The sequence below is a fragment of the Dermacoccus sp. 147Ba genome, from assembly GCF_004151355.1.
GTDB classification, from domain to species: Bacteria; Actinomycetota; Actinomycetes; order Actinomycetales; family Dermatophilaceae; genus Dermacoccus; species Dermacoccus abyssi.
Genome location: NZ_SEHL01000009.1, coordinates 13,746 through 36,079, shown reverse-complemented (window position 1 = coordinate 36,079; position 22,334 = coordinate 13,746). Strand labels below are relative to the sequence as shown.

The window sequence follows — 22,334 nt, the reverse complement described above, 5'->3', positions numbered from 1 at the left end:
TCACAGGTGGTAGGTGTACTCACGGAACTCCCAGTCCGTGATGAAGGCGTTGAAACGCTCGATCTCGTTGCGCTTGTACGCGAGGAAGGTCGTGACGAAGCCCTCGCCGAGCACCTCGCGCATCTCCGAGTCGGCCTCGAGGGCGTCGAGCGCCTCGCACAGGGACGAGGGCAGCTTGGGCGAACGCTCCAGGTCGTATCCGTAGCCCTCGAGCGCGGGGCCCGGGTCGATCTCGTTCTTGATGCCGAGGTAGGCCGCGGCCAGCGTCGCCGCCGTGAGCAGGTAGGGGTTGGCCGACGCGTCGCCGAGGCGCAGCTCCAGGCGCGACGCCGAGCCACGCTCCGGGGGGATGCGCACCATCGCGCTGCGGTTGTCGAGACCCCAGTCGATGAGCCACGGGGCGAGCGTGTCCGGCCCGAAGCGCTTGTAGGAGTTGATCGTCGGGTTCGCGAGCGCCGCGAGCGCCGGGGCGTGCTTGAGGATGCCGCCGATCGCGTGGTGAGCGACGGCGGAGAGGCCGTTGTGGCTGTTCGGGTCGTCGAAGAGGTGGTTGCCCGCGGCGTCCTGCGTCGAGAAGTGCAGGTGGAAGCCCGAGCCGCCCTCATCGTTGAACGGCTTGGCCATGAACGTCGCGAGCTTGCCGCCGGCGCGCGCCATCTCCTTGACGGCGGCCTTGAAGCGGAACGCGCGGTCGGAGGCGTCGAGTGCGTCGGAGTGCCAGAGGTTGATCTCGAACTGGCCGGAGCTGAACTCGTGGTTCGCGGCGATGACGTCGAGGTCGTAGGCGCCGAGCTGACGCAGCGAGGCGAGCAGAACGTTCTCGGGGTCGCCGCGCAGGCCGGAGACGTAGACGTTGCCGGGGCTCTCGCCGTAGCGCGCCCAGCCGGAGTCGTTCGTGTCCGACTCCTCGAGGAGGTAGAACTCGAGCTCCGGGCCGCAGATCGGGGTGCCCGCGATGGAGCTGAACTTCTCGATGACCTGCTTGAGCACGTAGCGCGGGCTCTCGGCGGACGGCGAACCGTCCGGGTTGAACACGTCGGCGATGACGTGGGCGACGCCCGGCTCCCACGGCACGGTCTTGATCGTCTCGATGTCGGGGTAGGCCACGATGTCGGGCAGACCAGCGGCGAGGCCGCCCTCGATGTCGACGACGTCACCCATGGGCGTCGTGCCGTACACGCTGCGGCAGAACGCGACGCCGTGGCCGGTGGTGCGCTCGAAGCGGTTGACGAGCAGATCCTTGCTGCGGTCGGTGCCGATGATGTCGGAGTAGCCGAGGCGGACGACGTCGATGCCCTCCGCCGCACACTTGCTCATGGCTTCCGCCATGAGCCTCGAGTCGATCTTCGTCATGCCATCGCCTTTCACGCCTTTGTGAGCGAACGCCTCCCCCGACGGTTGCCGTGCCGGGAGTGAGTCAAAAGGTCGTTCGGATCCGAACAGTAGCCGTGTGACTCAGACCACACAACCCCTCCTGATCGGGTAGCCTAGCCGGTGTCGTACGGACACGAACGATTTCTCGGCAACAAACTTGCGGCACGGGCCGCAGACGGTGAAAGGGTGCACGCACATGAGCGACCAGAAGGGCTTCTTCTACCCCCGCACCGCCGGCGGAACCTCGGGCATCATCCCGAGCCCGCCGTGGTACTACTCGGGCGACCTGCTGACGGTCGAGTACCGCACCAACCCGGAGCGTGTGCGCGAACTCCTGCCCGCCCCACTGGAACTCGCTGACGAGGACCCGGGCGCCGTTGCGCTCATCTGGGCCGACTGGCAGAGCTGCTCCAGCTCCCGCGAGGAGCTGCTCGACCCGGTGCGCGCCCAGTACAAGGAGGCGTTCGTCGTCGTCCGCTGCTCGTACAAGGGCAAGACGTTCAGCCGCTGCGTCTACATCTGGGTCGACAAGGACTTCGCGATCGGCCGCGGCCTGCACCAGGGCTACCCGAAGAAGCTCGGCTCGATGTGGCAGACGCGCCCCCACCCCTTCAGCCAGGGCGCGCCGCAGATCGCGGAGGGCGGAATGTTCGGCGCGACGCTCGCCGCCGGCGACCGTCGTCTCGCCGAGGCCGTGCTGACGCTGCGCGAGCCGAGTGAGACGAACGGCTTCGTCAACGGCCACCCGATGGCCCACCACCGTATCTACCCCGACATCGCCCGCGGGGCGACGGGCGACACCTACAGCGAGCTCATCTCGTCCGGCGCGGCCGAGTTCGAGGGCGGGCAGGCGTGGCGTGGTGACGTCGATCTGCGCCTGTTCGAATCGCCCACGGAGGAACTCGCCGCCCTGGAGGTCGACGAGATCATCGGCGGCTACTACCGGCAGATCGGCGTCGTCTGGAACGGCGGCGAGACGCTCGAACGTCTCGTGTGAGCCAGGCGGCCGCGAAGGGCGGCAGCCTGCGTCGCAGATGAGTTCGTGGACACACGGCACGCAGCGTCACGCCGCCGACCCACCCCACCCCGGACGGGTGTAGTGTGAGGTGGATCACTACGAGGGGGGAAGGGATGCGGCACAAATCACGTCCACAGGGTTGCGCCTGCGGGTGCGGCCCCGGCTGCGTCCACGCTCGGCTCGCCGACGCGATCCCCCTCGTCAGTTCGCTGTTGAGCTCGACGGCACGCGACGAGGGTCTCGTCATCGCCATCGCGGACCGCGAGGCACGCCTGCACTACGTCGACGGAGACTCCCGCGCCCGCAGCCGCGCCGAGAGCATCGGCTTCACCGCGGGGGCGAACTGGTCGGAGGCGCAGGTCGGCACGAACGCGCCGGGCCGAGCTGTGGCCCGCGGCGAGGCGGTCTCGATCCATCGCGAGGAGCACACGCGCCCGGACGTCCACCCGTTCAGCTGCTCCGCGGCGCCGCTCGTCGACCCCGTCACCGGCGAGGTGCTCGGCGCTCTCGACGTGACGGGAGGTGACGCTGCGGCAGACCGGCGCACCCTCGCACTCGTGCAGGCCACCGCGGCCGCGGTGGCTCGTGAACTTCGCCTCGCCGGGGTGCCGGTCGGCCCTCAACCGCACACGAGCGCGAGGCTGCGCCTCGTCCACCACGGCCGCCCCTGCATCGAAACGGGTACGGCCACCCACGCACTCACCGACCGCCACGCCGAACTCCTCGCGACACTCGCGCTCAAACCCCAAGGCCTCAGCGCCGACGAGATCGGGGCCCTCGTCTACCCGGACGGCACGCCGCCCGCCACCATCCGCGGCGAGTTGCTGCGGCTTCGTCGACGGCTCGACACGATTCCCGGCGCGCCGAACCTCGAAAGCCGCCCCTACCGCCTCACGGGGCCACTGCTCATCGATGCCGTCCAGGTCACGGAGCATCTGCGTCGCGGCGAGCACGACGAAGCCCTCGAGCTGTATCGCGGAGCCTCGCTGACGCACAGCGAGGCGGAGCCCGTCGTCGACCTGCTGCGTTCGACGTCCGGGTCGCTGCGCGAAGCGATGCTCAGTGACGCCACTCCCGAGACCCTTCTGCGCTACCTCGACCTGCCCGAAGCCACCGATGACGTCGAGTCGTGGCACATGGCACTCACCGTCCTGCCACCGCGCGCGCCACAGCGGGCCATCGTTCTCACGCATCTCGAACAGCTCGACACTCGTCTGCGCCAGGCGAACTGACGCCCGCACAGCGCGTTGCACGGGCAGTGCAACGTTGATGCAACGCAGCCCTTCGTAACGTGACGCACATCACGCAACCCCGCGTCACATCCCGCGGGCTCAGGGAAAGGAAGCTGCGATGACGGTCTACGCCAACCCGGGAACCGAGGGCTCCAAGGTCGAGTTCAAGAAGCGCTACGAGCACTTCATCGGCGGCGAATGGGTCGCGCCGAAGAAAGGGCAGTACTTCGAGAACCCCACCCCGGTCACCGGCAAGACGTTCTGCGAGGTGGGCCGCGGCACCGCCGAGGACATCGAGGCCGCCCTCGACGCGGCATGGGCGGCGGCACCGACGTGGAACAAGACCTCGCCCGCGGAGCGGGCACTCATCCTCAACCGGATCGCCGACCGGATGGAGGAGAACCTCGAGAAGATCGCCGTCGCGGAGACGTGGGACAACGGCAAGCCGGTGCGCGAGACGCTCAACGCCGACATCCCCCTCGCGATCGACCACTTCCGCTACTTCGCCGGTGCCATCCGCGCGCAGGAAGGCAGCCTCTCGCAGATCGACGAGGACACCGTCGCTTACCACTTCCACGAGCCGCTCGGCGTCGTCGGGCAGATCATCCCGTGGAACTTCCCCATCCTCATGGCCGTGTGGAAGCTCGCGCCGGCGCTGGCGGCCGGCAACTGCGTCGTCCTCAAGCCCGCCGAGCAGACGCCCGCGTCGATCATGGTGCTCATCGAACTGATCGAGGACCTCCTCCCCGCAGGAGTCGTCAACGTCGTCAACGGGTTCGGCGTCGAGGCCGGCGCGCCGCTCGCGTCGAACAAGCGCATCCGCAAGATCGCGTTCACGGGTGAGACGACGACCGGCCGCCTCATCATGCAGTACGCCTCGGAGAACCTCATCCCGGTGACGCTCGAGCTCGGCGGCAAGAGCCCCAACATCTTCTTCGAGGACATCGCGCAGGCCGACGACGCGTTCTACGACAAGGCGCAGGAGGGCTTCACCCTCTTCGCTCTCAACCAGGGCGAGGTGTGCACCTGCCCGTCACGCGCGCTCGTCCAGGAGTCGATCTACGACCAGTTCATGGCCGACGTCGTCGAGCGCACGAAGAAGATCAAGGCCGGTAACCCGCTCGACGACTCGACGATGATCGGTGCGCAGGCCTCCAACGACCAGTTGCAGAAGATCCTGTCCTACCTCGACATCGGCCAGAAGGAAGGCGCGAAGGTGCTCACCGGTGGTCGGCAGGCCGAGTTGGACGGCGATCTGGGCGGCGGCTTCTACGTCGAGCCGACCATCTTCGAGGGCACGAACAACATGCGGATCTTCCAGGAGGAGATCTTCGGGCCGGTCGTGTCCGTGGCGAAGTTCGGCACGTACGACGAGGCACTGAAGATCGCGAACGACACCCTTTACGGCCTCGGCGCCGGCGTGTGGTCGCGCAACGGCAACACCGCCTACCGCGCGGGCCGCGACATCCAGGCCGGCCGCGTGTGGGTGAACAACTACCACAACTACCCGGCGCACGCAGCGTTCGGTGGCTACAAGAGCTCGGGCATCGGGCGGGAGAACCACCTCATGATGCTCGACCACTACCAGCAGACGAAGAACCTCCTCGTCTCCTACTCGGAGAACAAGCTCGGCTTCTTCTGAGCCGACCCGCATCACCGATCAGATCGCAACCACACGAAGGGAAGAGTCATGAGCACCATGCAAGCTGCAGTCGTGGACGTCTTCGGCGAAGACCTGAACGTCAAGGATGTGGAACTGCCGGAACCCGGGCCGGGTCAGGCGCTGGTCAAGCTCATCGCATCGGGGGTGTGCCACACCGACCTGCACGCCAAGGACGGTGACTGGCCGGTCAAGCCCGAACCGCCGTTCATCCCCGGCCACGAGGGAGTCGGCGTCGTCGAGAAACTCGGCGAGGGCGTCACCGAACTCGCCGTCGGCGACATGGTGGGCAACGCCTGGCTCGCCTCCGCGTGCGGCACGTGTGAACACTGCCGCAACGGCTGGGAGACGCTGTGCGAGGAGCAGACCAACGGCGGGTACAGCGTCAACGGCTCGTTCGGGCAGTACATGCTCGTCGACGCCACGTTCGCCGCTCGCATCCCCGAGGGCGCGGACCCCCACGAGATCGCTCCCGTGCTGTGCGCCGGCGTCACCGTCTACAAGGGGCTGAAGGTGACGGAGGTGCGCCCCGGGCAGTGGGTCGTCATCTCCGGCATCGGCGGGCTAGGGCACATCGCCGTCCAGTACGCCAAGGCCATGGGCATGCGGATCGTCGCCGTGGACGTCGCCGACGACAAGCTGGAGCTCGCGAAGAAGCACGGCGCGGAGGTCACGGTGAACGCCGCGGTCGAGGACCCGACGCAGGCCGTCCTCGACGCCACAGGCGGTGGCGCCCACGGCGTCCTCGTCACGGCGGTGCACCCCAAGGCGTTCGGCCAGGCCATCGGCATGGCGCGTCGCGGGGGAACCATCGTGTTCAACGGTCTTCCTCCGGGTGATTTCCCGGCGCCGATCTTCGACGTCGTCCTCAAGGGCCTGACGATCCGCGGATCGATCGTCGGCACCCGGCAGGACATGGTCGAGGCTCTCGACTTCTACGCCCGAGGCCTCATCCACCCGACGTTCAGCAAGCGGAACCTCGACGACATCAACGCGGTGTTCGACGAGATGCACCACGGCAAGATCGACGGGCGCGTCGTCATCGACTACACGACGGAGCGCGAGGAGAAGTGATGAACCTCGAGTCACGAGCCGCTGTGGCCGGCGAGAGCGTCAGCCGGGTCGCATTGACGCCGGACGCCGTCGCTCTGCTGCACCAGCTCGTGGCCGAGCACGGTCGTCTCATGTTCCACCAGTCCGGCGGGTGCTGTGACGGGTCGACCCCGATGTGTTACCCGGCAGGGCAGTTCCGCACGGGTCAGGCCGACGTCCTGCTCGGCACGTTCACCCTTCCGGACGTGGCGGGTGACGATGCGGAACTGGAGTTCTGGATGAGCCGCGAACAGTTCGAGACGTGGAAGCACACTCACCTCACCGTTGACGTCGTCGACGGACGCGGTGGCGGCTTCTCCGTGGAGAGCCCGACCGGAAAGCGCTTCCTCATCCGTTCGGACGTGCTCGGAGGCTGACGGCTCGATCGTCGAGCGCGGGGGCCGTGGTTCGCCACGGCCTCCGCGTTCGGCGTTGTCGGTGTGAGCGTCGGGCGAGGCCGTGCCAGGAGGAGATCGCCGTGGCGTGACGGCTAATCTGTCCGCATGCCAAGCCATCACACGCTCGTCGAGACCGAGGCCGCCGTATCCGGTCGCTTGGCCACCGTCAGCATCAACGCTGACGCGATGCATGCGGTTTCGAGCATCCACCGCGCGGCGAACGCGTCGCGCAATCACATGACGAACACCGTTCTGCGTCCGCACGACCTGTCGTGGACCGGGTTCGTCGTCCTGTGGAGCGTGTGGATCTTCGACAACCCCGAGACGCGTGAGGTCGCCGACAGCGCCGGCATCTCGAAGGCGACGCTGAGCGGGGTCGTCAAGACGCTCAGTGCGCGGGGTTGGCTGACGCGCAGCCAGTCGAGCACGGACAAGCGCTTCGCCCACCTGAGCCTCACCCCGGCCGGCGTGGCCCTCATGGAGGAGCTGTTCCCGCGCTTCAACGCCCTCGAGGAAGAACTCATCTCCGGTCTCACGCCCGAGGAAGTCGACGTCCTGACGAAGGCGCTGCGCAAGGTCGTCACGACGGCCGAGTCCATGAGCGCCGACGGCCCGAGGCCCGAGTCAGGCGTGACTCATGGTTGATTCCGCGCTGGTCCGCCGCCGCCTCGTGGCCCAAGGGTTGGCGACCCGGCCCTTCAGCAGTCCCCACGACGCCGTGGCTGCGTTCGGTGCCATGCAGGGGCAGGACCTGCCGGGCGTCATGGCGTCCATTGCGCTGCGGTTGAGCGAGCCGGGTGGGCGTTTCGGGCTCGACGGCGTCGTGGCCGCCTTCGACGACGGCTCCGTCGTCCGCGGATATCCGATGCGTGGCACTGTCTTCGCCGTGGCCGCCGAGGACGTCCGATGGATGACTGAGCTCTGCGCGGGACCGGCCGTCAAAGCCCAGGTGAGGCGCCGCGCCCAGTTGGAGCTGGACGACGAGCAGATCGCGCGGGCGCAGGAGATTCTCCTGACGCAGTGCACCGCCTCGCCGCGCGGGCTGTCGCGCGGCGACCTCTTCGCCCACTGGGAGGCGGCGGGCCTCGCCCCCGCCGGCGGCCGCGGCTACCACATGCTGTCGTACCTCATCGCGACCGGCGTTGCCGTGTACGGGCCGTGGAACGGTTCGGACAACAACGTCGTGTCAGCTCAGGCTTGGCTGCCCGCCGGGTCGTCGCTCGGGGAACGCTTCAACGGTGACGAAACCGCCGCCATCGCCGAACTGCTGCGCCGATACCTCACGAGCCACGGCCCCGCCACGCTGCGCGACTTCGCCTGGTGGACCAAGCTGCCCATCACGAAGATTCGCCGCGCTTTCGCCACGATCGCAGACGAGTTCGTCGGCGACGACTCCGATGAGGGCCGTTACTGGCGTCAGACACTCGACGACGAGGTGGACGCCGCCGACGGGCTGTTCCTCCTGCCCGGCTTCGACGAGATCGTGCTCGGCTACCCCGACCGGCTGGCCCTGCTCGAAGAGGCACACCATCCGCGACTCGTGCCCGGCAACAACGGCGTCTTCCAGCGCGGCATCATGCACGCGGGCACCATCGTCGGCACCTGGCGTCGCGGCGGGCGTCCCGGCCGACGAGCGCTTGACGTCGTCGGCTTCGACACCTTGCCCCCCGACGTGGCCCACGACGCTGAACGTCTGCACGCCCAGTTCCCCTACCTCGGGGCGTGACGCTGACCGGGCGGGCCGGGACAAGCGCACAGCTTGCCTCGATGCCGTCCCCAGGTACTGCGCAAACCGGGGGCAGATGGGTAACTTCAGTCGGGTGAAACCCGTTCCGGCCGACGCCATGGTCTCGCGGCGCATGCGCGGGCAGCGCCGCCGTGACACGTCACCAGAGATGAGCCTCCGCCGTGCCCTCCACGCCAGGGGACATCGGTACCGAGTCGATGCACCACTGCCAGGTATGCCGGGCCGACGAGCCGATCTACTCGCACAACGACCTCGCCGCCACCCTCATCGACGCAGCCGACGTCGTCGCTGAGCTGCGCTCCCAGGGACTCAGCGCGCTGCTGCACTGCGTCCACGCTCACCACCGCACGCCGTCGGTCGCTCTCGTCTACGCCGTGAAGTACCGCTGGCTGACGACGGACGCCGCGGCCGAGCAGATCCGCCGGGCGCTCGGCGTCACCTCGATCGACGGACTCCTCTGGCAGACCGCGCTGGATGTGGCCCGCGCCATCGAAACGCCCCGCGTCATGACTCCCGCGACGGCGTGACCTGCGGTGGGGACGGGAGGCGTTCCCGTCCCTATCGGCTGCGCCCCTCATGGATGGGCAGACTTCCCTGCGGTTGGGTAGCCACCGCCTCGGCCCAAGGGCAGCAAACTGTGCCCAGCGGCGTGACGTGACGATGCCGCCGTGCTCCCGGTCGGTGCCGACTCGTAGGCTGCGAGAACAACGCACGCACCGGCCGGAGGTCACCATGCCCGCACGCACCGTCACGACCTGGACGCTCGAGATGACGACGCGCCCCGAACTGGCCGCGACGCTGCCCGACGGCGTGCGCATCGACCTCGCCGAGAACATCACCCCGGAGTTTGCGCGCTACCTCTACGCCGTCGTCGGCGGACCGTGGACGTGGACCGACCGCCTCGCCTGGTCACGCGAGCAGTGGCTCGAGGATCTCGGCGTTCCCGGAACGGAGACGTGGGTGGCCTACGCCGACGGCGCCCCCGCGGGGTACGTGCAGATCCAGCCGACGAAGGACGATCAACACCCGGCATCGGTGGAGATTCGTTATTTCGGCCTCGTCGAGGAAGCGATCGGACGCGGCATCGGCCGGGCGCTGCTCGAGCACGGCATCGCCTCGGCGTGGAGCCTCGGCGAGCGCCACGACGACCTGCCTGCGACGTCGCGCGTCTGGGTTCACACGTGCGACCTCGACGGCCCCGCAGCGCTGCCCAACTACGAGAAGCGCGGGTTCACGCTCACCGACGAGAGCGTCGACGAGATGGACTACCCCGACGAGCCGCTCGGCGCGTGGCGCTCGTCGGGCGGACCGGCCTGACGACACCCCGTCGACGTCGCCGTCGCTGGGCAGAGTTTCCTGCGGCTGGGTAGAGGCACACACTGCCCAACCGCAGGGAAGTCTGCCCAAGCGCTGAGAGGGCGCCGAGCAGGAACCGCCTAAGCGCGCTGACGCGCCCGTTCGACGAGGTCGGCGAAGAGCTTCGCCTGCTGCGGGTCGGTGTCGAAGGTGTCCTCCGGGTGCCACTGCACCGCGACAACGCTCGCGCCGCCCGCAATGGTGGCCGCACCGCTCGCACCCTCACCCGCAGCGGCACCGTCCAGCTCCACCGCCTCGGTGACGCCGTCCGACGACCGCGCCACGACGCGCCATCCGGGCGCCACGTCCTTGAGGCACTGGTGGTGGTAGCAGCTGGCGCGCACCTGCGGCACGCCGAGTACTCCCGCCAGGCGCGAATCGGCGTCCACCTCGACGCCCTCGACCCGGTGACGGTGCGCCTCGACGGAGAGTTCGTCGTCCATGTCGAAGTGCAGCGTGCCGCCGAGGGCCACGTTGAGCAGCTGCATGCCGCGGCAGATCGCGAGCGCCGGCACACCGCGCTCGATGACGACGCGTGCCAGGGCGAAGTCGAACGCGTCCTGCTCAACGTCGACGTCGTAGTGCGTCTCATGCAGGGCATCGCCGGTCCAGACCGGCGACACGTCACCGCCACCGGGCAGCAGAATGCCGTCGGCAAAGGCCACACGCTCGGCGACCTCGTCGACGAAATCCTGTGTCAACGCACTGAATCCACGCGATGGGTCGATGCGCCGGTCGGCCGGTATGTCGTGGCCGACGGGCGCCACCGGGTGGATGACGACCGGCTCGCCACCCGCTGCCCACACGGCGTCGAGCAGCCTGCGCGCCGTCACGTCGGCGCCGAACCGCAGCGCCGATGCCGACGCCGAGAACCGCGCCGGGATGGCGATGATGGGCCGACCCATGGCCCCTCCTTCGTTGACGATCACATCGAGCCCCGGCTCAAGGTACCGAACCGGCTCCATGACGATTCGGCACCTCAATCAGGGCGGTTCAGGTGCGATGGCGCCACGACGCTTCGTCGCACCCTGAAGCCGAAACCTGAGCGGGCCGGGGCAAGCGCCCCGGCCCGAACGATCAGGGCTGCGGCGGCTTCGGCTTGCGGATGCCGCGGAACTCCCAGTCGCCACCCTGGGCGGTGGAGAGAACTTCCTCGGACTCGGTCACCTGAGCGCCGACGTCGGTGCGGATCGGCGTCGGGCCCGTGACGATGTGATTGCGCAGCGTGCCGAGACCCTCGACCTCGACCTCGACGACGTCACCCGGGTACACCGTGCGCGAGATCGCGGGCGTGCCCGAGAGCAGCAGGTCGCCCGGCTGCAGAGTGATGGTGCGGGCGATGTCGGCGACGAGGTAGTGCATGTCCCACTCCATCTCGTCGGTCGTGCCGTCCTGCTTCACCTCGCCGTTGACGATGGTGCGGATGCGCTTGCCGCGGAAGTCCCACCCCTCGACGATGCCCGGGCCGACCGGACAGAGCGTGTCGGCGCCCTTGACGCGCAGCATCGAACCGGAGTCGGTGTCACGGAAGTCGTGCAGGCCGTAGTCGTTGGCCACGGTGTAGCCGCGGATGTAGTCCCCGGCTTCCTCGGGCGAGATATTGCGGCACGTCTTGCCGATGACGATGGCGATCTCGCCTTCGTAGTTGAGCCACTTGCAGCCCTCGGGTCGCACGACAGCACCCTCGTGCGTGTTGAGCGCGGAGACCGGCTTGTGGAAGTAGGTGGGCGCCTTCGGCAGCGACGTCATCATTTCCTCGACGCGGCTGCGGTAGTTGAGGTGGACGCAGACGATCTTGCTCGGCGTCACCGGCGGCAGGTGCGTGGCGTCGGCGATGGCGATGCGGCGGCCGTCACCGGCAACGAGCTCGTCCCCCTCGACGACGACGTCGACGGGGTTGCCGTCGAGCAGGATGCGACGGAATTCCTTGGTGGCCATGGTGATTACTCCTCGAAGTTCTCGGGTGGTCAGCCGGCGGCGGGCAGGTCGGGGATGTGCTCGGGTCCGGCTTCCTCAGCGGCTGCGGCAGCCTTCTGACGCTTGACGTCGTCGTCGATGTCGGTGCGGCGCGGCGCCGGGAAGCCGCCGTCGGGCTGGTCGAACCACAGGTGCACCTGCCCGGTGCCCACCGAGTTCTCGTACTCGCCGTACTGGCGCGACGTGGCGGTACAGTCGCCCTCGCCGAGGGCGCCGATCATCATGAGGTAGTGCCCGAAGCGGGCCTCGGGCTTGTAGCGGTAGAACTCGTCCATCGTGTCGAGCACGCGGGCGTGGTCGCCCTGGCCGAACCACTCCATCCGCTGCAGATCGGCCTGGTAGGCCTCCTGAGAGAAGATGTGCTTCGGGTCGGCAGCCTCGTGGTCGCGCAGCTTGCGCAGCGGGTGGAACGTGTGGCTGAGCGCGCCGCTCGCGATGAGCAGCACCTTGCGGTCGCTCTCACGAATGGCGTCGCCGAGCGCACGCCCGAGGCGCAGGTTGTCCTCCATGTCGGCCGTCTGGCACACGCCGATGGAGATCCAGCGCTTGTCGTCGAGCCCCTTGCCGAGGTACTCCCACATGTTCGTCGTCGCGTAGAAGATCGGCAGCGAGTGGTCGTCGATCGCGGTGATCCACGTGCCGTGCTCGTCGGCCTTGCTCGCGATGAGGTGCGCGAGTTCCGGGTCGCCCGGGAAGTCGTAGTGACGGCGCGTCATGCCGCGCGGCAACTCCTCCGACGTGAACAGCCCCGAGCGGCGGTCCTGCGCCGTGACGACGAACTCGACGGTGGTTGCCCAGTGGCTGTCGAGCACGACGACGGTGTCGTAGTCGAGCGTCTCGAAGACCTCCTTGCGCAACTGCTCGAGCCCGGCGACGAGCGTCGAGTCCTCACCGTGGTTCAGGCTGCGGCGGATCTCCTCCGGCAGCATGATCGTCGGAACGTGCGCGAGCAATCCCGCGCCGACTACCTCACCCATCGGCCCATTCCTCTCTCTGCCCCGCCGCCGGTGACGACGTCCGTCGTCAGCCGTGTGCGGGCGTTTCGTCGTGTCAGTTCGATGCGGGCGCGAAGACGGAGTTCTTCACGTCGCAGTAGAAGTCGAAGCTCCAGATGCCACCCTCGCGCCCGATGCCGGACTGGCCACTGCCGCCGAACGGCGCGCCCAGGTCACGCACGAAGAAGCAGTTGACCCAGACGGTGCCCGCGCGAAGCTGCGCGGAGACCTTCTCGGCACGCTCCGGGTCGGACGTGACGAGCGTGGCAGCGAGCCCGAAGCGTGTGTCGTTCGCCTTGGCGACGCCCTCGTCGTCACCGGAGAACGTCTCGATCGTGAGCACCGGGCCGAAGACCTCCTCGGTGAGGATCTCCGAGCCCTCCGGGCAGTCGGCGAGGATCGTCGGCTCGTAGAAGAGGCCGCCGAGTTCCGTGTTGGGGCCGCCGCCGGTGAGCACCGTGGCGCCGTCGGCCTTGGCGCGCTCGACGAAGCCGTCGATCGTCTCGAAGTGCTTGCGCGTGATGAGCGCCGAGACATCGGTCTCGAGGTCGCGCGGGTCGCCCTGCTTGAGCGTCTTCGACTTCTCGACCACGCGCTTCGTGAACTCCTCGGCGATGGCCTCGTCGACGAGGATGCGCGAGCCCTTGAGGCAGACCTGGCCGGCGTTGTCGAACTGCTCGACGGCGATGTCGACGGCCGTGTCCATGTCGGCGTCGGCGAGCACGAGCAGCGGCGACTTGCCGCCGAGTTCGAAGCTGAGCGGCACGATGTTCGGCGCGGCAGCGGCGGCAATGACGCCGGCCGTCGGCACCGAGCCGGTGAAGCACAGGCGGTTGATGTCCGGGTGACGCGTGAGCGGCGCGCCCGCGTCCACACCAGTGCCCTGGACGACGTTGAACACGCCGGCCGGAAGGCCTGCTTCGTGGGCGATGTCGGCGAGCAGCGACGCCGTGAGCGGCGCCCACTCCGGCGGCTTGAGGACGACGCAGTTACCCGCGGCGAGCGCCGGGCCGATGCGCCACGTGGCCAGCATGAGGGGCGCGTTCCACGGCGTGATGATGGCGACGACACCCGCGGGGTCGTACGTGATGCGCTCGCGGTGGCCGCGCCCGGCGACCTCCATGTCGGGGTGCTCGAGATCCTTCTCGAGGTAGTCCGCGAAAAAGCGGAAGTTCATCGCCACACGCGGCATGACGCCACGCAGGTGGCTGCGAAGCAGCGCGCCGTTGTCACGCGTCTCGACCTTGCCCAGCTCCTCGACGCGGGCCTCGATGCCCTCGGCAACCTTGCGCAGGACGGCGGCGCGCTCGGCGGGGCTCGTCTTCGACCAGGCGGGGAACGCCTTGCGAGCTGCGGCGACCGCGGCGTCGACCTCGGCCTCACCGGCGGCACTGACCTCACCGATGACCGACTCGTCGATCGGCGAGACGGTGGTGAACGTGGCGCCGTCGGCGCTCGCGACGCGCTCGCCGCCGATCCAGTGCCGGGTGTCGACCTCGACACCCTCGACGGTGATCTTCTCCGGGTTCGCCATGACGCTCCTCGCCGTTCGTGTGGGTGGTGACATGAGTCACAGTAGCAATCGTTCGGGCCCAAACGTATCTGACGGCCGAGGCTTTTGGAAGCGCGTCAAGACCCCGCGGAGAGCGTCGAAAGGACGCTTCGGAAATTTTCCGACGAAATGCTGTGGCCCAGGTCACACCGTGCGCTACCGTGAGCCTCACGCAGATCGTTCGCTCCCTAACGAGTGGGGTGACTCGGAGTGAACGTGCGTAACACCCCGGCCCGCGACACGCGGCGTCACGGGCCGGGGTGCCTCCCCACGCAACCCCCTGGCGAAAGGCGATGCCATGAGCAGCGCACCACTTCACGACGACGCACGCGAGCGCGCGACGTCCGGCGACGAACACAGGCTGCGCAGCGGCCGACTCGGCTCGGTCGCCATCGCATTCATCGTCGTTTCGGCGGCGGCACCTCTGACCGCCATGGCCGGCGGAGCCCCCGTCGCGATGCTGCTCGGCAACGGCCCCGGCATACCGTTCGCCTACCTCATCGTCAGCGCCCTGCTGCTCCTCTTCGCCGTCGGGTACACGGCCATGGCACGCCACCACACGAGCACGGGCGCCTTCTACGCGTACGTCGCGCGTGGCCTCAAGCAGCCCGCCGGTGGCGCGGCCGCGTGGATCGCGCTGCTCGGCTACAACTCGATGCAGATCGGCCTCTACGGACTCTTCGGCGCCGCCGCCGCGAGCTTCTGCGCGGAGACCCTCGGGTTCAACCCGCCGTGGTGGGCGTGCTCGTTCGTCGCCTGGGCGATCATCGGCGTCCTCGGCTACCGCCAGGTCGACCTCTCGGTCAAGGTGCTCGGCATCCTCGTCGCCCTCGAGTTCCTCATCGTGCTCCTGCTCGACGTCGCGATCGTCGGCAAGGGCGGCAACGGAGGCACCGGCGGCTTCGCCTCGAACCTGTCGATGGAGCCCTTCAGCTTCGGCGCCCTGACGAGCGGTTCGCTCGCCATCGCGCTGCTGTTCAACTCCGCCAGCTACATCGGCTTCGAGTCGACGACGATCTACTCCGAGGAGGCGAAGGACCCGCGCCGCACGGTGCCCCGCGCGACCTACCTCGCCGTCATCGTCATCGGCGTCTTCTACTCGATCACGACGTGGCTCATGGTGAGCGCCCAGGGCCCCTCGACGCTCGTGTCGCACCTCGGCGAACTCAAGCCCGACCCCACCGTCTTCCTCTTCGAGCTCGGCGGTACCTACCTCGGCTCAACGGCCACGCAGGTCATGTCGCTGCTGTTCGCGACGTCGGTGTTCGCGGCCCTGCTCGCCTTCCACAACGCGGTGGCCCGCTACCTCTACGCCCTCGGGCGTGAGGGGCTCGTGCCGCGCAAGCTCGGCCACACGCACGCGCTGCACCTGTCGCCCCACATGGGCTCGATGAGCCAGACGGCCCTCGCCGCCGTCGTCCTGCTGCTCTTCACGGTGACGGGTCAGGATCCGGTGCTCAACCTCTTCACCTGGCTGACGCAGCTCGGCACGCTCGCCATTCTGTTCCTCATGTCGCTCGCGTCCGTCGCCGTCGTCGCGTTCTTCGCGCGCTACCGCGGCGAGCGCCGCAAGGCCGCGGCCGACGAGGCCGTGACGGCGGACGTCGCCACCGCAGGAACCGGGGCCGGCGGAATGTGGCGGACGGCCGTGGCCCCCGCGCTCTCCGCGGTCTTCATGGGCGCGGTCGCCGTGTACGCCACCTCGCAGTTCGGCAACCTCATCGGCAACCCGGAGAGCGCTCTTCGCTGGGTGTTGCCGGGCCTCATCCTCGTGGCGGTCGTCGTCGGCATCATCTCGGCGGCGGCGCTCAAGAAGCGCGACCCCGAGCGTTGGGCCCTCATGGGCAAGGACCGGGTCGACGAGCTGGTTCCCGACCACCACTGACGGCGTTCGCACACACCCGTGCCCGGGCCGATGATCGGCCCGGGCACGGGTGTGTGTGCGTCAGTAGCGGTTCTTCGGCAGCGAACCGATCTTGTACTGCTCGATGTGAACGTCCTTGGCGACGGGGGCCGTGCCCGACAGGGGCGTCGGCTGGCTCCACGTGCCGTTGAGCTTGCATTACTGCTGCGTGCCCTTGAACGTGACGGTGTTGAAGCCGTGCGTCGCGCGTCCGACCATGCCGGGCTTGATGTCGTAGGGGCCGATCTCCTGACCGGTCGTCCACGACGCCTCGTAGGAGAAGCCGGGCTTGATGGCCTGGGTCCACGTCGCGGCGAGGTTGCCGCCGCCGGTCATGCCGTCCTTGCTGCCCGAGCCCATGAGGCCCGCGGTGAAGGAGCGGCCGAAGTCGCCGTCGATCTTCATCGTCAGCGTCTGGGTGGACGACAACGTCTGCGTGAGCGGCACGCTCGAGTCGGAGTCGTTCGTCGTCTGCACGGCGCCCATCGGCGTGAACGACGTCTTCACGCTCGTGATGTGCGTGCGGTACTGCGACCAGGGGTTGCAGACCGGGTTCGGGTTGGAGGCGTTGGGCTTGATCGGGCCGGCGTTCTTGATGTGCCAGATGTCGACGTTCTCGGTCGACGCGTCAGCCTGCGCCGGGGCCGCGGCGAAGCCGGTGGCGACGGTGGCGGCCGCGGCGAACGTCGCGAGGGTGCGCTTGATGGTCGTCATGGTTCCTACCTCGTGTCGTGGGGTCGAAGTGCGGGGTGGGCCGATCAGAGGTCGGCGTCGTAGGTGAAGGTGCCGCCCTTGATCGTGACGACGTGCTCGATCTCGACGAGCTCGCCCGCCGACGTGTTGGCGCGGCTCGTGTACGTCATCGTGCGCGACGGCGCCGTGACGGAGACGCGGTAGCGCATCGTCGCGGAACGTTGGCCGTCGGCGGAGATCGGGGCGCCCGACCAGGTGCCGTAGATGCCCTGGCCCGGGGCGAGGGTCTTCGTCAGCTCGACGTTGGCGACGCCGTTCTTACCGGCCGACGCGTTCGTCGCGCCGGCGTACTTCACCGACGACGAGGCGAGCGACGGGGTGGCCGTCGTGCTCACGTACGACTGGTAGCCCTTGCGGCCACCCTCGTTGGCCGGGTTCTTCACGACCTGCCATCCGACCTGTACCGAGTAACCCTTGGGCAGCGAGTAGGCGCTCTCATTGGCGACGGGGAACTGGCCCGCCGTGAGCGAGCCCGGAACCGACGCGTCGGAGTAGACGCTGGAGTTCGACTGGTCGATCGTCTCGTGCTGCGTGACGTGGCGGACCTGCGGCTCGGCGGACGCCGTGGCGCCGTGGCGCCGGCGCCGATGCTGGCGAACGCGACGGCGACGGTGGCCGCAGCGGCCGTCGTGCGGCCCCATGAACGGACGTGCATGTGCTCCTCTCCAAGATGAATCCCCGACCGCGAGACGGCCGAGGCGCTCGAACATGGACGACCGTACAAGAAGGAATCGACCGAGTTTCCGCGGGTTTTTCGTGAGGACTCTCACACTTGATCGGAGAGCGATGGGCTTTCATCCCGCGTCGAGGAGGGCGCCTCCGAGCAGTCACGACGCGTTCATCGCAGGTTCACCGTCGAGTGATTTCCCGCGCGCGAACGGCCGTCGCGCTGTGAGCAGGTTCACGCGCTCGGATGGCCGATCGCTCGCCGTTTCGGCAGACTGGAGCCAAGATTCGGCCCCGACGAAAGGCAACGTCATGTCGCACGAGATGGTGTGGACGAAGATCCACGACGAGCGCGAGGCTCTCCTCGCCGAGCTGGAGCAGCTCTCCGACGAGCAGTGGCGCAGCCCGTCGCTGTGCGAGGGCTGGACGATCCAGGACGTCGTCGCCCACCTCGCTTCCGGCGCCTCGACGTCGAAGGCCGACGTCGCCAAGCTCGTGCTCAAGCACAAGGGCGACTTCCAGGCCGTCACCGACGCCGGCGTGGCCGAGTACTCGAAGGGCAAGCCCGCCGAGACGCTCGCCGCGTTCAAGGCCGTGCTCCACGAGCGCACCGCCCCGCTGAGCGGCGAAGCGATGCTGGGTGACACGCTCGTGCACGCCGAAGACATCCGCCGTCCGCTCGGGCTCACCCGCGAGTACCCGCTCGAGACGCTGCGTGAGCTCGGCGACTACTACAAGGATTCGAGTGGCCTCGGTGTGAAGAAGCGCATCGACGGCCTGCACCTCATGGCCACGGACCAGAAGTGGGATCACGGCAAGGGTGAGATCGTCCAGGGCCCGTTGCTCGCGCTCATCATGACGATGACGGGCCGCGCCGAGTACCTTGACGACCTCGCCGGCGACGGCCTGCCCGAGTACCGCGCCCGCCTCACGAAGTAACGGGGCGCCGCTCACGAACGCAGGGCGCTCGTCTCCGACATTCGTGTCGGCGGCGGGCGCCCTTCGTCATCCCCTGACGAATGTCATGGGGCGTTCGTGACACCAACCCCGGGCTGCGCGACCACCACGGGGGAAGAGTGAAGACATGAAGACCAACCAGCCCATGACCACCGCGCAGAAGTTGCTCGCAGTCTCCGGCACCCTGGCGCTCATCACGTTCTTCGTGCTCGGCTTCGCCTTCCACGCGTGGGAGATCGCGTGGGTGGTTTTCCTCGTGCCCGGCCTGCTGCGCCGCTGGGTGAGTTTCGACGAACCGAAGGAGAACCCTCGCAGCGGCTACGGCATTGACGACGACGGAACGCCCAAGCCCTACCCCTACACGTGAGGCCACTCAGTAGCGCGAAAGTGGCGGGCCGCCCTGGCCGTAGGCCTGCGGCGGTGTGTACCGGGGCGGAGCGAGGGCACCCTCCGGCACGATCTCCTTGCCCAGGGGGAACAGCGCGAGCGGGATCATCTTGAGGTTCGCCCACGCCAACGGGATACCGATGATCGTCACCGCGAGCGCGATGGCCGTGCCGATGTGCGCGAGCGCGATCCACAGGCCGGCCAACACGAACCAGATGACGTTGCCGATCATCGACGCCGCGCCGGCGGTCGGCTTGTCGATGTAGGTGCGGCCGAAGGGCCAGGCCGCGAAGTTGGCGATGCGGAACGACGCGATGCCGAACGGAATCGTCACGATGAGAATGCACATGACGAGAGCCGCGACCGCGTACGCGATCCACAGCCAGAAGCCGGCCAGCACAAACCAGATGATGTTGAGCAGCGTCTTCACGCGGCCTCCCCCAGTGGTGATCAGTAGTGCGAGAAGTCAGTTGCCTGCGAGGAACGCGGGCACGCGGTCTTTCGGGCGCCCGATGATGGCGCGGTTGCCACGCACGAGCACGGGGCGCTGCATGAGCTTCGGGTGCTCCGCGAGGAGGTCGGCCACCTGGTCGGGCGCCGCGACGTCGGCGTCGGTGAGGCCGAGCTCCTTGAACGTGGCATCACGTCGCACGAGGTCAGTGGGTGCGTCCTCGAGCTTGCCCAGCAACTCGAGCAGGGCCTCACGGGTGAGGGGCTCCTTGAGGTACTGGAGGACCTCGACGTCGACGTTCGCCTCCTGCGCCGCGTCGAGGGCGGCGCGTGACGTCGAGCAGCGCGGGTTGTGCAGAACGGTGGTCTCAGCCATGCCCCTGACGCTACCCGTCGCCACCGACAACCCGATGGGAACGCCGATTCCCCCGATGTCGCGCGGCGGAGGGGCCACACTCCATCGGGGGAATCGGGCTATGACTAATCGCCCTTGACGTTGACGATCTGACGCAGCGTGTGCCGGATCTCGACGAGGTCGGCGGCATCCGCCATCACCTGGTCGATGTCCTTGTACGCGCCCGGGATCTCGTCGATGAACGCATCGGTGTCGCGGTACTCGATGCCCTTCATCGCCTCCCGCAGCTCGTCACCAGTGAAGCGCTTGCGCGCCGCAGAACGGGAGAACGCACGACCCGCACCGTGCGGCGACGAGTTGAGCGAGAGCGCGTTGCCCTTGCCGACGACCACGTACGACGCCGTACCCATCGAGCCCGGAATGAGACCCGGACGCCCTGCCTCGGCGTTGATCGCGCCCTTCCGTGAGAGCCACACGTTCTTCCCGAAGTGCTTCTCCTGCTCCGTGTAGTTGTGGTGGCAGTTGATGCGCTCAAGCTCTGTCACCGGCTCGCCCACCCACTCGGCGTACTGGCGCACGACGCGGTCCATCATTTCCTCGCGGTTGAGGAGCGCGAAGTGCTGCGCCCAGCGCAGTTCACGGATGTAGGCGTCGAACTGCGGCGTTCCCTCGACGAGGTAGGCGAGGTCACGGTCGGGCAGCTGGATCCAGTTCGTCCGGCAGTACGCCTCGGCCGCCTTGATGTGGTGCTGGGCGATGCGGTTGCCGACACCTCGCGAACCGGAGTGCAGGAAGAGCCACACCCGGTCCTCCTCGTCGAGCGAGATCTCGATGAAGTGGTTACCGGAACCGAGCGAGCCGAGCTGGAGCTTCCACTTCTTCGCGTACGCGGCCGGGTCGAACCCGGCCTCTTCGGCCATCGTCTCGAGCTCGTCGAGGCGCACCTGCGTGTGCTCTCGGCTGATCTTGCGGTTGGCCCCACCCGCCGAGAGCGGGATGGCGCGCTCGATCGCCTGACGCACGGACGCACGCTCGGTGGGCAGATCCGCCGCCGTGTGCTGCGTACGGACGGCGATCATCCCGCACCCGATGTCGACGCCGACAGCGGCCGGGATGATGGCCCCGAGCGTCGGGATGACCGAGCCGACGGTCGCGCCACGGCCGAGGTGGGCATCCGGCATGAGGCAAGGTGCGGGAAGACGAACGGCATCGACGCCGTGGTGACGGCCTGCTCGCGGGTCGAATCCTCAAGGATCGAGGCCCAGTTGAAGAGGGTCGGGGAAATGCGCTCCATTGTTCTTTCTCCTTGCGGTCACCCTGCACCGCAACGGAGTACGGAGCAAGGTCAGGTTTCGGGTGCCACCTTCGTGGCGGTGATCGTGTACGTGGCGGCGAGACGTTCCGGCGCTTCGGCGAGCTGCCATTCGCCGGCGCCGATCTCGACCATCTGGCCGGGCATCGCGTTCCAGGGGACGCTCTGGTGTTCGGTGAACGAGTCGAGGCGCAGGCCCGCCTTGAGCAGCGCGGTGATGATCTCGCCGAGCCCGTGATTCCACTCGTGCGTGATCGTCGCGTTGAACTCGCCCTCGGTCTCGACGTAGGTGCCGCCGTCGTCGAACACGAGTGGCTCGGGCATCTCGAAGTAGGGGAATTCGAGCGCTGGGCCGGTGAACTCGCCGTCCGCGAGGGTGCGCTGCCCGGTGGCTGGGTTGTCGCCCATTGCCCAGAGCATGGGGTGCCCCTCGCGGATGAACAGTCGCCCGCCTGGTCGTAGCAGCTCAGCCACCACGGCGGCCCACCGTTCGACGCTCGGCAACCAGCACAACGCGCCGATGCCGGTATAGACGAGGTCGAACTGCTGTCGTTCGAACGCGGCCGGAGCGTCGTAGACATCGGACTGAACGAACCGGATGTCGCGGTGCCCGGCGCGCTCGGTGATGCTGCGCGCCTGCTCGAGCGACGCCGTCGAGAAGTCGAGACCCGTAAGGGACGCTGCCCCGAGACGCGCCAACGAGAGTGTGTCCGTGCCGATGTGGCACTGCAGGTGCACGACGTCGAGGCCCTCGATCGAGCCGAGACAAGGTCGGTCGAACTCGACGACGCCACTGAGGGCGTCGGGGTCGTCGATGAAGCGCTGGACGGCGTAGTCGGGGCTCGAAGCGTGCGCGGCGGCGCGCTCGTCCCAGTTGGCCTGATTGTGCGAGCGGGAGTTCTCCCACGTCGCGTCGGCGCTGGGAGAACTCGTGGTGAAGGAGTTCATGGAAGAGAGTCTGACGCAGGTGATCCCGGTGCGCGACCGAATATCTCCGACGATGTTGCCTCGGAAACGCGGCACGGGTGCCGCGGTCACCGCTCATCATCGGGAAGTTGGAGAAAACCTCCAAAGACGCCCGTCCGACGTTGGCGGTTCTTCGGATGATCCGGCCACACGTCCTGGGATTTCATGGAAGCGACCGCTGCAC

At 68.2% G+C, this 22,334-nt stretch carries 22 protein-coding genes and 1 pseudogene; 12 read left to right on the top strand and 11 right to left on the bottom strand.

Annotation, left to right across the window (positions count from 1 at the left end; translation table 11 throughout):
- Nucleotides 1-1,353 (bottom strand): glutamine synthetase family protein, encoded by a 1,353-nt coding sequence (locus tag EVU97_RS11930; RefSeq protein WP_129666090.1) that lies wholly within the window; start codon nt 1,351-1,353, stop codon nt 1-3.
- 217 nt (nt 1,354-1,570) lie between these two features.
- On the opposite strand from EVU97_RS11930, the gene EVU97_RS11925 reads away from it, so the two are divergent.
- The 9 genes from EVU97_RS11925 to EVU97_RS11885 all read left to right on the top strand — a co-directional run bounded on the left by EVU97_RS11925 (nt 1,571) and on the right by EVU97_RS11885 (nt 9,838).
- Nucleotides 1,571-2,371: an acetoacetate decarboxylase family protein gene (locus EVU97_RS11925; RefSeq protein WP_129666088.1), complete on the top strand. Its 801-nt coding sequence runs from the start codon at nt 1,571-1,573 to the stop codon at nt 2,369-2,371.
- A 233-nt stretch (nt 2,372-2,604) separates the two neighbouring features.
- A complete protein-coding gene (locus EVU97_RS11920; RefSeq protein ID WP_165357956.1) occupies nt 2,605-3,624 on the top strand; it encodes a GAF domain-containing protein in 1,020 nt (339 codons plus the stop codon).
- Nucleotides 3,625-3,742: 118 nt separating this feature from the next.
- On the top strand, nt 3,743-5,266 hold the full coding sequence (gene adh / locus EVU97_RS11915) for an aldehyde dehydrogenase (RefSeq protein ID WP_047310742.1): 1,524 nt from the start codon (nt 3,743-3,745) through the stop codon (nt 5,264-5,266).
- A gap of 48 nt (nt 5,267-5,314) precedes the next feature.
- Nucleotides 5,315-6,358 carry an alcohol dehydrogenase AdhP gene (adhP, locus tag EVU97_RS11910; protein WP_129666084.1) on the top strand — a complete coding sequence of 348 codons (1,044 nt, stop codon included), beginning with the start codon at nt 5,315-5,317 and terminating at the stop codon, nt 6,356-6,358.
- Nucleotides 6,358-6,753, top strand: a complete 396-nt coding sequence (locus EVU97_RS11905) for a DUF779 domain-containing protein (RefSeq protein ID WP_129666082.1) — start codon at nt 6,358-6,360, stop codon at nt 6,751-6,753. Before adhP ends, EVU97_RS11905 begins: the two co-directional genes overlap by 1 nt.
- 126 nt (nt 6,754-6,879) lie before the next feature.
- Nucleotides 6,880-7,419, top strand: a complete 540-nt coding sequence (locus EVU97_RS11900; protein WP_129666080.1) for a MarR family winged helix-turn-helix transcriptional regulator — start codon at nt 6,880-6,882, stop codon at nt 7,417-7,419.
- Nucleotides 7,412-8,500: a winged helix DNA-binding domain-containing protein gene (locus tag EVU97_RS11895; RefSeq protein ID WP_129666078.1), complete on the top strand. Its 1,089-nt coding sequence runs from the start codon at nt 7,412-7,414 to the stop codon at nt 8,498-8,500. The genes EVU97_RS11900 and EVU97_RS11895 overlap by 8 nt, the downstream gene beginning before the upstream one ends.
- Nucleotides 8,501-8,682: 182 nt before the next feature.
- Nucleotides 8,683-9,048, top strand: a complete 366-nt coding sequence (locus EVU97_RS15455; protein WP_370448534.1) for a hypothetical protein — start codon at nt 8,683-8,685, stop codon at nt 9,046-9,048.
- A gap of 205 nt (nt 9,049-9,253) precedes the next feature.
- Complete coding sequence (locus EVU97_RS11885) at nt 9,254-9,838, top strand: GNAT family N-acetyltransferase (protein WP_129666076.1); 585 nt, start codon at nt 9,254-9,256, stop codon at nt 9,836-9,838.
- Nucleotides 9,839-9,957: 119 nt separating this feature from the next.
- Here EVU97_RS11885 and EVU97_RS11880 read toward each other — a convergent pair whose 3' ends face one another.
- The 4 genes from EVU97_RS11880 to EVU97_RS11865 form a co-directional block, all read right to left on the bottom strand.
- Entirely contained in the window at nt 9,958-10,782 is an 825-nt protein-coding gene (locus EVU97_RS11880; protein ID WP_129666074.1) for a gamma-glutamyl-gamma-aminobutyrate hydrolase family protein, read from the bottom strand.
- 172 nt (nt 10,783-10,954) lie between these two features.
- Nucleotides 10,955-11,815, bottom strand: coding sequence for a fumarylacetoacetate hydrolase family protein (locus EVU97_RS11875; RefSeq protein ID WP_129666072.1), 861 nt, complete (start codon nt 11,813-11,815; stop codon nt 10,955-10,957).
- Nucleotides 11,816-11,844: 29 nt separating this feature from the next.
- Complete coding sequence (locus EVU97_RS11870; RefSeq protein WP_047310750.1) at nt 11,845-12,831, bottom strand: catechol 1,2-dioxygenase; 987 nt, start codon at nt 12,829-12,831, stop codon at nt 11,845-11,847.
- 73 nt (nt 12,832-12,904) lie between these two features.
- The gene (locus EVU97_RS11865; RefSeq protein WP_129666070.1) at nt 12,905-14,383 is read right to left on the bottom strand and encodes an aldehyde dehydrogenase; all 1,479 of its coding nucleotides are present in this window, start codon (nt 14,381-14,383) and stop codon (nt 12,905-12,907) included.
- 316 nt (nt 14,384-14,699) lie between these two features.
- Between EVU97_RS11865 and EVU97_RS11860 the strand changes: the two genes are divergently transcribed.
- Nucleotides 14,700-16,286 (top strand): APC family permease, encoded by a 1,587-nt coding sequence (locus EVU97_RS11860; protein ID WP_129666068.1) that lies wholly within the window; start codon nt 14,700-14,702, stop codon nt 16,284-16,286.
- A gap of 177 nt (nt 16,287-16,463) precedes the next feature.
- On the opposite strand, the gene EVU97_RS11855 is transcribed toward EVU97_RS11860, so the two are convergent.
- Nucleotides 16,464-17,018 carry a hypothetical protein gene (locus EVU97_RS11855; protein WP_129666066.1) on the bottom strand — a complete coding sequence of 185 codons (555 nt, stop codon included), beginning with the start codon at nt 17,016-17,018 and terminating at the stop codon, nt 16,464-16,466.
- A 44-nt stretch (nt 17,019-17,062) separates the two neighbouring features.
- Nucleotides 17,063-17,698, bottom strand: a complete 636-nt coding sequence (locus EVU97_RS11850; protein ID WP_129666064.1) for a hypothetical protein — start codon at nt 17,696-17,698, stop codon at nt 17,063-17,065.
- A gap of 337 nt (nt 17,699-18,035) precedes the next feature.
- Between EVU97_RS11850 and EVU97_RS15010 the strand changes: the two genes are divergently transcribed.
- Both EVU97_RS15010 and EVU97_RS11840 read left to right on the top strand, forming a co-directional pair.
- On the top strand, nt 18,036-18,662 hold the full coding sequence (locus EVU97_RS15010; RefSeq protein WP_165357955.1) for a maleylpyruvate isomerase family mycothiol-dependent enzyme: 627 nt from the start codon (nt 18,036-18,038) through the stop codon (nt 18,660-18,662).
- A gap of 145 nt (nt 18,663-18,807) precedes the next feature.
- Nucleotides 18,808-19,047, top strand: a complete 240-nt coding sequence (locus EVU97_RS11840; protein WP_129666060.1) for a hypothetical protein — start codon at nt 18,808-18,810, stop codon at nt 19,045-19,047.
- 6 nt (nt 19,048-19,053) lie between these two features.
- Here EVU97_RS11840 and EVU97_RS11835 read toward each other — a convergent pair whose 3' ends face one another.
- From EVU97_RS11835 to EVU97_RS11820, 4 genes and pseudogenes are all read right to left on the bottom strand, one after another.
- Nucleotides 19,054-19,497 carry a YccF domain-containing protein gene (locus EVU97_RS11835; RefSeq protein ID WP_129666058.1) on the bottom strand — a complete coding sequence of 148 codons (444 nt, stop codon included), beginning with the start codon at nt 19,495-19,497 and terminating at the stop codon, nt 19,054-19,056.
- A 36-nt stretch (nt 19,498-19,533) separates the two neighbouring features.
- Nucleotides 19,534-19,893, bottom strand: a complete 360-nt coding sequence (locus tag EVU97_RS11830) for an ArsC/Spx/MgsR family protein (RefSeq protein ID WP_129666056.1) — start codon at nt 19,891-19,893, stop codon at nt 19,534-19,536.
- A gap of 104 nt (nt 19,894-19,997) precedes the next feature.
- Nucleotides 19,998-21,166: pseudogene (locus tag EVU97_RS11825) on the bottom strand (RtcB family protein).
- 51 nt (nt 21,167-21,217) lie between these two features.
- Nucleotides 21,218-22,132, bottom strand: a complete 915-nt coding sequence (locus EVU97_RS11820) for a bifunctional 2-polyprenyl-6-hydroxyphenol methylase/3-demethylubiquinol 3-O-methyltransferase UbiG (RefSeq protein ID WP_129666054.1) — start codon at nt 22,130-22,132, stop codon at nt 21,218-21,220.
- Nucleotides 22,133-22,334 lie beyond the last annotated feature (202 nt).

What these genes read in the sequence shown, in the direction of transcription:
- EVU97_RS11930 (WP_129666090.1), bottom strand. Translation starts at nt 1,353, where the DNA reads ATGACGAAGATCGACTCGAGGCTCATGGCGGAAGCCATGAGCAAGTGT.
- EVU97_RS11925 (WP_129666088.1), top strand. Translation starts at nt 1,571, where the DNA reads ATGAGCGACCAGAAGGGCTTCTTCTACCCCCGCACCGCCGGCGGAACC.
- adh (WP_047310742.1), top strand. Translation starts at nt 3,743, where the DNA reads ATGACGGTCTACGCCAACCCGGGAACCGAGGGCTCCAAGGTCGAGTTC.
- adhP (WP_129666084.1), top strand. Translation starts at nt 5,315, where the DNA reads ATGAGCACCATGCAAGCTGCAGTCGTGGACGTCTTCGGCGAAGACCTG.
- EVU97_RS11905 (WP_129666082.1), top strand. Translation starts at nt 6,358, where the DNA reads ATGAACCTCGAGTCACGAGCCGCTGTGGCCGGCGAGAGCGTCAGCCGG.
- EVU97_RS11900 (WP_129666080.1), top strand. Translation starts at nt 6,880, where the DNA reads ATGCCAAGCCATCACACGCTCGTCGAGACCGAGGCCGCCGTATCCGGT.
- EVU97_RS11895 (WP_129666078.1), top strand. Translation starts at nt 7,412, where the DNA reads ATGGTTGATTCCGCGCTGGTCCGCCGCCGCCTCGTGGCCCAAGGGTTG.
- EVU97_RS11885 (WP_129666076.1), top strand. Translation starts at nt 9,254, where the DNA reads ATGCCCGCACGCACCGTCACGACCTGGACGCTCGAGATGACGACGCGC.
- EVU97_RS11880 (WP_129666074.1), bottom strand. Translation starts at nt 10,782, where the DNA reads ATGGGTCGGCCCATCATCGCCATCCCGGCGCGGTTCTCGGCGTCGGCA.
- EVU97_RS11875 (WP_129666072.1), bottom strand. Translation starts at nt 11,815, where the DNA reads ATGGCCACCAAGGAATTCCGTCGCATCCTGCTCGACGGCAACCCCGTC.
- EVU97_RS11870 (WP_047310750.1), bottom strand. Translation starts at nt 12,831, where the DNA reads ATGGGTGAGGTAGTCGGCGCGGGATTGCTCGCGCACGTTCCGACGATC.
- EVU97_RS11865 (WP_129666070.1), bottom strand. Translation starts at nt 14,383, where the DNA reads ATGGCGAACCCGGAGAAGATCACCGTCGAGGGTGTCGAGGTCGACACC.
- EVU97_RS11860 (WP_129666068.1), top strand. Translation starts at nt 14,700, where the DNA reads ATGAGCAGCGCACCACTTCACGACGACGCACGCGAGCGCGCGACGTCC.
- EVU97_RS11855 (WP_129666066.1), bottom strand. Translation starts at nt 17,018, where the DNA reads ATGACGACCATCAAGCGCACCCTCGCGACGTTCGCCGCGGCCGCCACC.
- EVU97_RS11850 (WP_129666064.1), bottom strand. Translation starts at nt 17,698, where the DNA reads ATGGGGCCGCACGACGGCCGCTGCGGCCACCGTCGCCGTCGCGTTCGC.
- EVU97_RS15010 (WP_165357955.1), top strand. Translation starts at nt 18,036, where the DNA reads ATGTCGCACGAGATGGTGTGGACGAAGATCCACGACGAGCGCGAGGCT.
- EVU97_RS11840 (WP_129666060.1), top strand. Translation starts at nt 18,808, where the DNA reads ATGAAGACCAACCAGCCCATGACCACCGCGCAGAAGTTGCTCGCAGTC.
- EVU97_RS11830 (WP_129666056.1), bottom strand. Translation starts at nt 19,893, where the DNA reads ATGGCTGAGACCACCGTTCTGCACAACCCGCGCTGCTCGACGTCACGC.
- EVU97_RS11820 (WP_129666054.1), bottom strand. Translation starts at nt 22,132, where the DNA reads ATGAACTCCTTCACCACGAGTTCTCCCAGCGCCGACGCGACGTGGGAG.